We start from the raw sequence: 13312 nt of genomic DNA on the forward strand, positions 1-13312 counted from the left end.
GACGGTCATGGTAGCCGCACCTCCGTGCCCGCATCCGGTGACCCAGCCAGTACCGGTAGCAACGCCGAGTGACCTTATCCGGTTCCTGCGGTGCGAAGCCACCACCCTGACGAGTGGGGACAGTCCGTTCCAGCGGGATCCCCGGTGGGACACGAGTCGGACCTGACCGGCCGGGTTCCGGTCATGTGCCCGCCGACCAGCCCGGATCAACCTTCTCATGCCCGGACCGGGACGCATATGCCGCCCGGCCCGGGCACCACTGGACGAACGGCCCTGTGTGACCTGCTTCTCAGTTCTGCCCCGCACACCCGCCCCTGCCGCTGCTCAGGACGCCCCTGACGGGACGTCGCTGTTCAGCGTTCCCTGGCCCCCAGCCAGTGCTCCATCACGCCGAGCAGGTGATCGGTGTCGACGGGCTTGGTCACGTGGTCGGACGCCCCGGCCGCCAGGCTCTTCTCCCGGTCGCCCTTCATCGCCTTGGCGGTCAGCGCGATGATCGGCAGCCCCGCGAACTGCGGCATCCGGCGGATCGCCTCGGTCGTCGCGTAGCCGTCCATCTCCGGCATCATGATGTCCATCAGCACCAGCTCGACGTCCTCGTGCTGTTCGAGCACCTCGATGCCCTCACGGCCGTTCTCCGCGTACAGCACGCCGAGGCCGTAGGTCTCCAGGACGCTGGTGAGCGCGAAGACGTTGCGGATGTCGTCGTCGACGATGAGCACCTTCTCGCCGTTGAACCGTCCGGAGAACGGTGCGAACGAATCCTCGCGCGCCCCCGCCTGGTCGGATTCCACCGGCGTGACCGGCTCGTCCGGCCTGCCGGTCCCGCCGGTACCGCTGGTCCCGCCGGTCCCTCCGGTTCCGTTCGTTCCGCTGCTTCCGCTCGTCCGGGTGGGCAGGTGCTCGGCGTCGGTCTGGCGCGGCTGGCGGGACTGCTCGCCCGACTCCAGCGCGGCGGGGGTCGGCGCCGGATCCACCGGCCGCGCCGGGCGCGGCGATCCGGGGCGCACGGCCGGTTCCGGCCGGTTCTCCGCGCCCGGGGCCGCCCCCGGGCGCGGCAGCGTCGTCCCCGGGGCGCCCGCGGCGGCACGGCGACGCTCGTGCGCGGCGCCGATGACCTCCTGCGTCCAGAGCTCGGCCGGGTTGATCTGGCCGCCGGGCAGCGCACCCGCGATGATCGGGTGCGGCTCGGCCTCCTCCCGCAGCGGCAGGTAGAGCGTGAAGGTGCTGCCGCGGTCCATCTCGCTCTCGGCGTTGATCTCACCGCCGAGCAGACGGGCGATCTGACGACTGATCGAAAGACCGAGTCCGGTGCCGCCGTACTTACGACTGGTCGTTCCGTCGGCCTGCTTGAACGCCTCGAAGATCTCCCGCAGCTTGTTCTGCGGGATCCCGATCCCGGTGTCGGTGACCGAGAAGGCGATCAGCGGCTCCTCCGGGTCGTTGATCGCGCCGGACTCCAGCATCTGCTCCCGGATCAGCTGCGGCACCCGGTGCTGGCCGCCGTTGCCGCCCGCGGGCTGGATCAGCAGCTCGACCGCGCCGGAGTCGGTGAACTTGACCGCGTTGGACAGCAGGTTGCGCAGTACCTGCTGCAGCCGCTGCTCGTCCGTGTGCAGGGTCACCGGCAGCTCCGGCGAGACCCGGACGGCGAAGTCGAGGCCCTTGTCCGCCGTCAGCGGCCGGAAGGTGGCCTCGACGTAGTCGACCAGCTGGACCAGGGCGATCCGGGCCGGGCGGATGTCCATCTTGCCCGCCTCGACCTTGGACAGGTCCAGGATGTCGTTGATCAGCTGGAGCAGGTCGGAGCCCGCGCCGTGGATCGTCTCGGCGAACTCGACCTGCTTGGGCGAGAGGTTGCCCTCGTTGTTGTCGGAGAGCAGCTTGGCCAGGATCAGCAGCGAGTTGAGCGGCGTGCGCAGCTCGTGCGACATGTTGGCGAGGAACTCGGACTTGTACCGGGTGGAGAGTTCGAGCTGCTCGGCGCGCTCCTCCAGGACCTGGCGCGCCTCCTCGATCTCGGAGTTCTTGATCTCGATGTCGCGGTTCTGCGCGGCCAGCAGCTCGGCCTTGTCCTCCAACTCGGCGTTGGAGCGCTGGAGCTCCTCCTGACGGGCCTCCAACTCGGCGGAGCGCATGGAGAGTTCGGCGGTGAGTCGCTGCGACTCCAGCAGCAGGCCCTCGGTCTTGGTGTTCACCGCGATCGTGTTGACCGTGACACCGATCATTTCTGCGATCTGATCGAGGAAGTCCATGCTGATCTTCGTGAAGGCGTTGAACGACGCAAGTTCGATCACGCCGAGCAGCCGTCCCTCGAACATGACGGGCATCACGATCACGTTGACCGGAGCGGCCTCGCCCAGTCCCGAGGCGATCTTCAGATATCCGGGCGGGGCGTCCCGCAGCAGGATCGGCTTCTTCTCGGTCGCCGCCTGCCCGACCAGCCCCTCCCCCGGGTGGAACGCGGTCGGCATGGCCCGGCGCTGGTAGCCGTAGGAGCCGATCAGGCGGAGCACCGTCTCGTGCTCGATCACGTCCTCGCCCGGATCGGTCACGAAGTCGCCCCGGGTGGACGGCATGGCCAGGAAGAACGCGCCGTGCTGCGCCGAGACCACCGGCGTCAGCTCGCTCATGATCAGCGCGGCGACCGCCTCCAGGTCCCGGCGGCCCTGCATCAGGCCGGAGATCCGGGCCAGGTTGGTCTTGAGCCAGTCCTGCTCCTGGTTGGTACGGGTGGTCTCGCGCAGGTTGGCGATCATCTGGTTGATGTTGTCCTTGAGCTCGTCGAGCTCTCCGGACGCGTCCACGTCGATGCGCAGACTCAGGTCGCCGCGGGTCACCGCGGTGGCGACCTGGGCGATGGCACGCACCTGACGGGTCAGGTTGCCCGCCAGTTCGTTGACCGACTCGGTCAGGTCCTGCCAGGTCCCGGCGACGCCGGGGACGCGGGCCTGGCCGCCCAGGCGCCCGTCCGTGCCGACCTCTCGGGCGACGCGGGTGACCTCGTCGGCGAAGGCGGAGAGCTGGTCGACCATGGTGTTGATGGTGGTCTTGAGCTCCAGGATCTCGCCGCGCGCGTCGACGTCGATCTTGCGGGTCAGGTCGCCCTTGGCGACGGCCGTGGTCACCTGGGCGATGTTGCGCACCTGGCCGGACAGGTTGTCGGCCATCAGGTTCACGTTGTCGGTCAGGTCCTTCCAGATCCCTGCGACACCCGGGACGCGGGCCTGACCGCCCAGGATGCCCTCGGTGCCCACCTCGCGGGCCACTCGGGTCACCTCGTCGGCGAAGCCGGACAGCTGGTCGACCATGGTGTTCAGGGTGTCGGCCAGCGCGGCGACCTCGCCCTGCGCCTCGATAGTGATCTTCTTCGACAGGTCGCCGCCGGCGACCGCAGTGGCCACCTGGGCGATGTTGCGCACCTGGAAGGTGAGGTTGGAGGCCATGCCGTTGACGTTCCCGGCCAGGTCGCGCCAGATGCCCTCGACGCCCTTGACCCGGGCCTGACCGCCCAGGATGCCCTCGGTGCCCACCTGACGGGCCACCCGGGTCACCTCGTCGGCGAAGACCGACAGCTGGTCGACCATGGTGTTGACGGTGCTGACCAGCTCCAGGATCTCGCCGCGGGCGTCGACGGTGATCTTCTTCGACAGGTCGCCCTTGGCGACCGCCGTGGTGACCTCGGCGATGTTGCGCACCTGGTTGGTCAGGTTGTTGGCCATCAGGTTGACCGAGCTGGTCAGGTCCTTCCAGGTGCCGGAGACCCCGGGCACCTGCGCCTGACCGCCCAGCCGGCCCTCGGTGCCCACGTCCGTGGCGACCCGGGTCACCTCGTCCGCGAACGACGAGAGCTGGTCGACCATGGTGTTGAGCGTCGTCTTCAGCGCGAGGATCTCGCCGCGCGCGTCCACCGTGATCCGCTGGGTCAGGTCGCCCTTGGCGACCGAGGCGGCCACCTGGGCGATGTTCCGCACCTGGAAGGTGAGGTTGGAGGCCATGCCGTTGACGTTGTCGGTCAGCCCGCGCCACACCCCGGCCGCGCCAGGGACCATCGCCTGACCGCCCAGGATGCCCTCGGTGCCGACCTCGCGGGCCACCCGGGTCACCTGGTCGGCGAAGCCCGAGAGCTGCGCCACCATCGTGTTGATGGTGTTCTTCAGCTCCAGGATCTCGCCGCGCGCGTCGACCTCGATGGTCTGCGACAGGTCGCCGCGGGCCACCGCCGTGGTGACCTGGGCGATGCTGCGCACCTGGTCGGTCAGGTTGGACGCCATGAAGTTGACGTTGTCGGTGAGGTCCTTCCAGGTGCCGGCCACACCCGGCACCTCGGCCTGACCGCCCAGCCGGCCCTCGGTGCCCACCTCGCGTGCCACACGCGTCACTTCGGCGGCGAACGAGGAGAGCTGGTCCACCATCGTGTTGACGGTTTCCTTCAACTCCAGCATCTCGCCCGCCACCTGGGCGGTGACCTTGCGGGAGAGGTCGCCCTTGGCGACGGCGGTGGTGACCAGCGCGATGTCGCGCACCTGCGCGGTCAGCCGACTGGCCATCATGTTGACCGAGTCGGTCAGGTCCCGCCAGGTGCCCGACATGCCGCGCACCCGGGCCTGGCCTCCCAACTTGCCCTCGGTGCCGACCTCCACGGCCAGCCGGGTCACCTCGTCGGTGAACTCGGAGAGCAGTTCGACCAGTCCGTTGACGGTCCGGCCGATCCGCAGGAACTCGCCGCGCAGCGGGTGGGTGCCGCCGTCCGGGCCCACCGCGCGCAGCTCCATCCGCTGCTCCAGGTCGCCCTCGGCGATCGAGCCCAGCACCCGGCCGACCTCGGCCATCGGGCGGGCCAGGTCGTCGATCAGCGCGTTGCAGTTGTCGATCGCCGCGCCCCAGGCCCCCTCGCCCGCGCCGATCTCCAGCCGCTCGCCCAGCCGTCCCTCGCGCCCCACCGCACGCCGGACCCGGGCCAACTCGCCGGTCAGGTGCTGGTTCCGCTCGGCGACCTCGTTGAAGACCGCGGCGATCTCGGCCAGCACCGAGTCACCTGGTACCGTCAGCCGCCGCCGGAAATTGCCGTCCCGCATCGCGGTCAACGCGGACAGCAGCTTGCGTAGTTCGGCCGCGTCCGCGCCCCGGCCCCGGCGTCCCCGCCCCTGCGGGGTACTGCCCCGGGACGCCATGACAGCCGTCGCCCTGCTCGAATCCACCGGCCTGCCTCCAGAGTTGCGTCGGTTGCCGCGGTTGTCCGGCGCGGTCCCGCACGGGACGCACCCCCACAATCTAACGACCGTAGAGGGTTGCGTGAGGGGTACGGCGGGGTATCCGGTCGGGCAACAGGACAAGTGATCACGTCCTGTTCGGACCTGATCAAGTCACCGAACGTACCTGCTTCGCTCCCGTAGCGGTACCGCTGTCAGTAACCTGGCGGCGACAAGGGACGTTGGGCAAGTGCCCGGACAGCGGCGCGCTGCACCACGCGCGCGCCGATCCGGGCGCGCACTCGCTTCCTCGGGTACGAGCCGCCAGGGCCGCCACCACGGCCGGGACGGCAGAACGACGCCGGAGCACGGCAGGAGAAGGAGGAGGCGCCTCGTGGGTGACGCCACCGCGCGGGCAGCCGCCACGTTCGAGCCGGTCGGCCGCTCCGTGGCAGCGGCTCGTGCCTTCGTCAGGGACACCCTCCAGGGGTGGGGCTTCGGCGAGGTCGTCGACGACGCCGTGGTACTGGTCAGCGAGCTGGTCACGAACGCGGTCGTGCACGCGGGCACCTCGGCCGAGGTGCACTGCGTCCGCCACACCGACTCGGTCCGGGTCGAGGTCGCCGACCGCTATCCGCGCCGCTCGCTGCCGATCTATCCGGGCGCCGAGGACGCACCGGCCGACGGGGGCGGAGCCGCCGCGCTCGGCCTCGCTGACCTGGCCGCTCCGGGGCTGTCGCTGCGGCAGGCGGTCCCGGCGACCGTCAGCACCGCCGAACTGGAGCGCGAGGGCGGTCGTGGCCTGCTGCTCTGCGCGGCGCTCGCCTCCCGCTGGGGCGTCGACTACACCGCGACCGAGAAGCGCGTCTGGTTCTCCCTGGAACTCCCGGCCCGCGCGGCGGGCACCCGCTTCGCCGGACCGGTCACCCCCGACAGCCTGCTGCCGGAGACCGACGCCTCCGTCCACGTCGCGGTGCTCCAGGTGGACGGCGACGGTCTGGTCTCCGCCTGGAACCAGGACGCCGAGCTGCTGTTCCAGCACGCGGCGGTCAAGGCGGTCGGCCGACCCTTCGCCGAGTTCGCCGCCTGGCCGCAGACGCCGGGAACCGGCCTCGGCATCGACGAGGCGCTGCGGCTCTCCCGCTGGGAGGGCAGCTACGCGATCCGCCGCGCCGACGGACGCCTGCTCACCGTCTACGGCGCGCACCTGCGGGTCCGCGACGCGCACGGCAGCCCGTCCACCGTCTGTCTGCTCGTGCGTGAGGAGGAGCGGGCGGTGCTGCAGGCGCCGCTGCGGGCCCAGTCGACCGAGAGCAGCGCCGCGGGCCGCCACGAGGGCGCGGACGCGTTCCTCGGCTCGCTCATGGGCGGCCAGGCCCCCGACGACCTCGACGGCCTGCTCCAGCGCACCGTCGAGCGCGCTCGCGACATGCTCGACGGCGACGCCGCCTACCTGCTGCTGGCCACCGACGACGAGACCGAACTGGAGGTCCGGGCCAGCACCGGCCTGCCCTCGAACCGCCAGCGGTTCGCCCGGGTCCCGGTCGAGTCCGGCGCGGGCCGCTACGGCTCGGCCCGGCTGCCCGCCGTGCACGAGGACCTGGCCGACTCCCCCGGCGCGGTGCCGCTGCTGACCGGGACCGGGCTGCGGTCGGTCCTCACCGTCCCGCTCAAGGTCGAGGGCCGGCTCACCGGCTCCCTCGCCGTCGCCGCGCAGGCCCCGGGCCAGTACGGCAACGCGGACGCGCTGCGGCTGCAGTTCGCGGCCGACCGGATCGCGCTGGCCGTCGAGAGCGCCCGCCTCACCGAGTTGGAGCGGCTGCGCCGCGGCTCGCTCTCGTTCCTGGTCGAGGCCTCCGACCTGCTGGCCGGAACCCTGGAGCGCGACCAGACGCTCGCGCTGATGGCACAGATGACCGTGCCGACGCTGGCGTCCTGGTGCGCCGTCTACACCACCTCCACCGGCATCGACCCGTCCGTGCCCGAGCTGGCCTTCGTGCTGCACGAGGACGAGGAGCGGATCGACGCCCTGCGCGCCCTCCTCAGCAGCATCGCGCCCCCGGAACCCCTCAACACGCCCGGCGCACGCGACTGGCCCGCGCCCGGCGACGCCGCGATGCGCGCCGCCATGGCCTCCCGGACCCTCGCGGGCGCCTCGACCGCCGACCCGCAGTCGACGGAGGCCGCCGCGCTGGCCGCGACCACCGTCGGCGGCGAGACGGTGGTCCTTCCGCTGGTCGCGCGCAACCGCGTCATCGGCATGCTGACGCTGGGCAAGCCCGCCGACGAGAAGTTCCGCCGCGAGATCCTCGAACTCGCCGAGGACCTCTCGCGCCGGGCCGCGCTGGCACTCGACAACGCGCGTCTCTACTCCGAACGCACCGCCATCAGCCGTGCCCTGCAACGCAGTCTGCTGCCGCCCGCGATGCCGCGGGTGCCGGGCGTCGAGGTCGAGGTCATCTACCGCGCGGCGGGCGAAGGCAACGAGGTCGGCGGCGACTTCTACGACGTCTTCCCGATCCGCCCCGGCACGTACGGCTTCGCCATCGGCGACGTCTGCGGCACCGGCCCCGAGGCCGCGGCGGTCACGGGCCTGGCCCGCCACTCGCTGCGGCTGCTCGCCCGCGAGGGCCTCTCCGCGCCGGAGGTGCTGCAGCGGCTGAACGCGGCGATCCTCGACGAGGGCGACCGCGGCCGGTTCCTGACGCTCCTGTACGGCGAGATGACCCCGCACGACGACGGCACCGTCGAGCTCAGCACGGTCTGCGCGGGCCACCCCCTCCCGCTCCGGCTCCGCCCCGACGGCACGGTCTCCGCCGCCGCGTCCCCGCAGCCGCTGCTGGGCGTGATGGACGATCTGGAGCTTGAGGCAGAGAGCCTGGTCCTGGACCCGGGCGACGTCCTGCTCTGCGTCACCGACGGCGTGACGGAACGCCGCGAGGGCTCCCGCATGCTCGGCGACGACGGCCTCGCCGACGTCCTCTCCGGCTGCACGGGACTCACCGCGGGCGCGGTCGCCACCCGCGTCCTCCGCGCGGTCGAACGTTTCGCCGCAGACCCGGCCTCGGACGACATGGCCATCCTGGCCCTGCGCATCCCGACGCACTGAGCGTCAGGGGCGCGGGGCTCTGCTGATCTGCGGCTCCGCCGCATGGGCGCGACAAGCCACCCACGCGGGTAGAGCCCCGAACGTTCAGGGCCATCCGCATGTCGGTGGTGTCTCGCGCAGTTCCCCGCGCCCCTCAGGTATCTGCAACTACCTCACATCACTCAGCTGCCCCACAGGATTCACGCGCATTCAAACCTCACACCCATGACGCACGCGAAACCTTCACACAGACTCCATCCCCTTTGTCCCGCTCCATACCGCTAAGTGCCGCTGCACCACGCAAGTGACCCCTGTTGCGCGACATTTCGCGCTCCTAGCATCGCCCGGGTGTCCCGCACCGTCAGTACTCCCCGCTCGCGATCCGTCGACACCGCAGACGCCGACCTCGCGCCCACCGCGCGCGGCGGCGCCCTGGGGGCGACGCTCACCGTCGTCTCCCTGCTGCTGGTCTGCCTCGCGGCGGCCTACCTCGACCCCACCGGGGTCCTCGCGCCGCTGCCGTGGTCCGCGCTGCAGGTGACGCCCGTGCGCGGGCTGTGGTCCGTCGCCGGGGTGGCCGTCTTCCTGCCCGTGCTGGTGGCCGTCACCGCCTGGGCGACCGTCGTCGCCTTCCGCAGTGCCGCACCGGAGACCCGTCGTGGACGGGTCGCGGTCCGCCTCTGGGGCGGAACCGTGCTGGCCACCGCCGTCGCGCGCCTCGCTCAACTCCTCGCCGAGACGGCCGGAGTGGGGATCCACGGCGGAGCGCGGACGCTGGCCGCGACCGCCCTGTGGGACTGCGGGCTGACCGCCGAGCGGATGGCGCTGATCTCCTGGCTGCCCGCGCTGCTCGGCGCACTCGCCTACCGTCCGCGCTTCGCGGCGGGGGATCCGGACTTCACCCCGGTACGGCGCAGCCGCACCCTTCCGCCGCGCTACGGCTGGCGGTGGTCGCTGACCGGGACGGCTCTCCCGCTCGCCCTGCTGGGCCCGCTGCTCGGACCGCTGCTCTGGGAGGGCTCCCCCGCCGCCGCCTTCTACAGCGAGCCGCTGAGCCTGCGTCGGATGCCGTTCGGCTTCGACCTCGGCCCGGCGCGCTTCGCCGTCGAGCTCGGCACGGCCGCGATCGTGGCGGCGCTGCTGCTGACGCGTTCGTGCCGCCGGTTCGACTACACCCGGGCCCGCCACCTGCTGCTGGGCGGCTGGCTGGCCGCCCTCGGCGGCGGTCTCGGTGCGGGCGCGGTGCAGGCGCTGCTCGCACTCCCGCGCGACCTCGGCTGGAGCTCGGCCGGCGGCGGGACCGGCGGCGACCTGTTCTTCGTGCCGGACATCGCGCTCCGCCTGGGGACCGGGCTCTCCCTCGGCGCCGCGTTCGGCTGGGCCGTGGTGCCGACCCTGCTGCTGCTCAGCCGCCTGCTGGAGATGATCTCCGGACAGCGCCGCCGGATGGCCACCGTCCTCGCCTCAGCGACCGCACTGGCGGTCGGCTCCTGGCTACTCGCGCAGGCGACCCCGGTCACCACCACCGCGACCCCGACCGTCAACGCCGCCGCCCTCGCGACCGCGTCGCAGCCGCTGCCCGCCCTCACCGTCCGCCCAGCGTCCGGCAGCGCACCTGCGGCGATCACGGACGCCAACGGCCGGCAGATGCTGCTGCGCGGCGTCAACGTCAACCAACTCGTCGACTACGCCCCGCCCACGCCGGGCGCGCAGACCGTCCGGCCGCTCACGGACGCCGACTTCGCGCAGATGGCCGCACTCGGCTTCGACGTCGTGCGGCTGGACATCTCCTGGTCCGCGCTTGAGCCCACCCGAGACCAGTACGACCAGGCCTACCTGGCGAAGATCCGGGCCACCATCTCCATGGCGGCCAAGCACGGCCTCTACACCGAGCTCGACATGCACGAGGACGCTTGGGGACCGGCCGTCGCCGCGCCGCCCGGGACCCGTTGCCCGTCCGGCAGCACGCCCGCGCTCGGCTACGACGGTGCCCCCGCCTGGGCGACGATCACCGACGCTGCGTCCCGCTGCCAGATACTGAGCCGCGACCTCACCCCCGCCACCGCCCGTGCCTTCACCGCCTTCTACCACGACGTGAACGGCGTCCAGAGCGAACTCGTCTCCACCTGGGGCATGTTGGCGCAGACCTTCGCCGACGACCCCGCCGTCGCGGGCTACGGCCTGCTCAACGAGCCCGGCATCGGCGACGATCCGCCCGCGACCTCCTCCATGCTGCTCGGCGCCTACTACGACCACGCCGTCCAGGCGATCCGCTCGGCGGAGCACCAAACCCCCGGCGGCTTTCCGCATCTGGTCTTCATCGAGCCGAGCGTGCTGTGGTCCGGCCTCGGCTTCGACGCCGCCCCGCCGCGCGGCTTCAGCACCGACCCGTACCTGGTCTTCGCGCCGCACCTCTACAACCAGTCGATCACCATGGACCAGCAGTTCGGCGTGACGCTGGTCTCGGTCGAGCGCGGCTTCACCCTCGCCGAGCAGCAGGCCAAGTCCTACGGCATGCCGCTGTGGGTCGGCGAGTGGGGCTGGTTCGGCTCCAACACCCCTGCGAACGGCGCGATGATGCGCCGCTTCGCCGCCGCCGAGGACCAGGCCGGGGTCGGCGACGCCCTCTGGGTCTGGAAGCAGGCCTGCGGCAGCCCCGAGAGCGACCCGCACGCGGCGACGGCCGGCAACCTGATCGCCGAGGACTGCACCACCGGCAAGGACCTTCCGCCGGCCGGCGACGTCGTCTCCCTGCTCTCCCGGCCCTACCCGCAGGCCGTGCCGGGCACGTTGACCGGCCTCAGCTCCGCCCCGGACACCGGCGCACTCACCCTGACCGGCATCGCGCCCGCCTCCTCCTCCGCCTCCGCGGCCCCCTTGGGGGCAGCCTGCACGCTCACCGTCTGGTACCCGGGGCAGACCCGGCCCAGCGCGCCGCAGACGCAGGGCATCAGCCAACTGACGCTACGCCAGGTCCCCGGAGGCTGGTCCATCACCGGGTGTGCGATGGGGAGTTACCGGCTCTCGGTCGGATGACGCCGCGTCACAGCCGGTGACAGCGGAGGAACCCACGCCTCCGCTGTCCCGTACACCTCTTAGCTGCACCATTGCGGCAGATCTTCGGAAATGTTCGATATCAAGGTGATTACGGAAGGTTGATACTCCGTCACTGTCGGGTACGGAACAATCATCAGACAAAGGCGGCCTCTACCCGATCGCCGCCGGGCAGCATTACCAGTGAAAGGAGCCCCCGTGAGCAACGAAGCCGCGGTGGCCAACAACCGCTCCCTCACTCTCGGTGCCGCAGCAGGACCGCTCGGCTACCTCGCCCTCGGTCTCACCCTGCTGGCCTACGGCCTGGGCAGCACCGGTGTCATCCACAACGTCGCTGCCTCCGACGCCAAGAACCTGAGCTTCTGGGTGGGCGGCGTCACCCTCTTCATCGCCGGCCTGCTGGAGTACCGGTCCGACAACGCCGCCACCGGCACCGCCTTCGCGGGCCTCGGGGCGCTCTGGGTCACGGCCTCACAGGTCACCCCGATGTCCGCCAATGCAAGCGGGCTCTTCTTCGTCCTCTGGGCCCTGCTCGCGCTCTCGCTGACCGGCGCCGCCTGGCGCAGCGGCGGCACGCTGGTCCGCGGGACGTACGGCCTGCTGACCGTGGCCCTGATCCTCTGGGCCATCGCCGCCTTCGGCGGCAGCTCCGGCCTCGACAAGGTCGGCGGCTGGGTCGCCGCGGTCGCGGGGCTCTGCTCCTGGTACGCCGCCACGCTCTCGCTGACCGGCGGCTCGTTCGGGCCGGTCAGTCTCCCGTCGCTGTGACCTCGGTCCCCGTGACCGACTGACGTTCCACCGCACCGGGCGTGCCTGACACGCCCACCCGGGCCGGCCGGGGACCGAGGGGGGTCTCCGGCCGGCCTTCCGGCTGCCTGGCCAGGAACGCCCGATGGATCCTGCCCGCCTGCCACTGCACCAGGTAAGCCAGGAGCAGCAGGGCGACTGCCGCGACGCCGTCCAGCCAGAAGTGGTTGGCCGTGACCACCACCACCGCGACCGTCAGCACGGGATGCACGATCACCAGCCAGCGCCACCTGCTCCGGCTGACCTTGATCACCGCCACGGCCACCAGCACGCACCACGCCACGTGCACCGACGGCATGGCCGAGTACGAGTCGGCCTGGAGGCCCCCGAGCGTGCTGCCGTAGACGGACTGGTTGTAGTAGGACGCGAGGTCGAGCATCCCGTCGCCCGGCAGCAGCCGAGGTGGCGCGACAGGTATCAGCTGGATCAGCAGCGAGCCCGCCGTCACCAGCACCAGCGTCATCCGCACCCAGGGATAGGCCTCCCGGTGCCGCAGGAAGAGCCAGATCAGCAGCGCGATCATCACGCCGAAGTGCATGGACGCGTAGTAGTAGTTGGCCGCCTGGGCCAGCAGAGGATGCGGCAGCACCCAGCCCTGTGCCGTCGCCTCGCTCGGGAGATGGAGCCAGCGTTCGGCGCTCCAGATCGCCTGCCCGCGCGCGATCGCCCCGTCCGTACTCATGACGGACAACTGCCCCGCGAACTGCCACGCGGCGAACAGCGCGAGCACCGTGCCCAGCTCGCGGACCACCAACCCCACGTTGACCCGACGCGCCGACGGAGAACCGGCCCACCGCAACGCGGCGGACGCCCCGTAGGCGACGGCCGCGACGGCACCCGCGGACTGCCAGCTCAGCGTCAGGTTCTGCACGGTGGTTCCCCCTTCCAGCGCTCACCGTAGTGCCACCCGCTGACAACGCGCGCGCCAGGGAGACGACACTTCGGCGTCGATTTCCGGCGGGGGCCCGCTCAGTGCTCCGGCGGGGCCTACCCATAACGCAGTGAAGCCCCCTGACACGAGGTCAGGGGGCTTCACTGGAAAGATTGTTCGGCGGCGTCCTACTCTCCCACAGGGTCCCCCCTGCAGTACCATCGGCGCTGTGAGGCTTAGCTTCCGGGTTCGGAATGTAACCGGGCGTTTCCCTCACGCTATGACCACCGAAACACGATG

General features: G+C 71.5%; 5 protein-coding genes and 1 rRNA gene. 3 read left to right on the forward strand and 3 right to left on the reverse strand.

The genetic code is table 11. The features are described 5' to 3' along the window. Window positions 1-353 precede the first annotated feature (353 nt). A complete protein-coding gene (locus I2501_RS37950) occupies window positions 354-5174 on the reverse strand; it encodes a HAMP domain-containing protein (protein WP_196198666.1) in 4821 nt (1606 codons plus the stop codon). 412 nt (window positions 5175-5586) lie between these two features. Between I2501_RS37950 and I2501_RS37955 the strand changes: the two genes are divergently transcribed. From I2501_RS37955 to I2501_RS37965, 3 genes are all read left to right on the forward strand, one after another. Next, window positions 5587-8301 (forward strand): SpoIIE family protein phosphatase, encoded by a 2715-nt coding sequence (locus tag I2501_RS37955; RefSeq protein ID WP_328806886.1) that lies wholly within the window; start codon window positions 5587-5589, stop codon window positions 8299-8301. A gap of 327 nt (window positions 8302-8628) precedes the next feature. Beyond that, entirely contained in the window at window positions 8629-11316 is a 2688-nt protein-coding gene (locus tag I2501_RS40890) for a glycoside hydrolase family 5 protein (protein ID WP_215910341.1), read from the forward strand. 216 nt (window positions 11317-11532) lie between these two features. Next, window positions 11533-12102, forward strand: coding sequence for a GPR1/FUN34/YaaH family transporter (locus tag I2501_RS37965; protein WP_196198654.1), 570 nt, complete (start codon window positions 11533-11535; stop codon window positions 12100-12102). On the opposite strand, the gene I2501_RS37970 is transcribed toward I2501_RS37965, so the two are convergent. Continuing rightward, window positions 12083-13012: a phosphatase PAP2 family protein gene (locus I2501_RS37970; protein ID WP_328806887.1), complete on the reverse strand. Its 930-nt coding sequence runs from the start codon at window positions 13010-13012 to the stop codon at window positions 12083-12085. The genes I2501_RS37965 and I2501_RS37970 overlap by 20 nt on opposite strands. A 175-nt stretch (window positions 13013-13187) precedes the next feature. Then, window positions 13188-13304: ribosomal RNA gene (rrf, locus tag I2501_RS37975) — 5S ribosomal RNA — on the reverse strand. Window positions 13305-13312: the final 8 nt, after the last annotated feature.

The organism is Streptacidiphilus fuscans (genome assembly GCF_015690355.1).
Lineage (GTDB): Bacteria > Actinomycetota > Actinomycetes > Streptomycetales > Streptomycetaceae > Streptacidiphilus > Streptacidiphilus fuscans.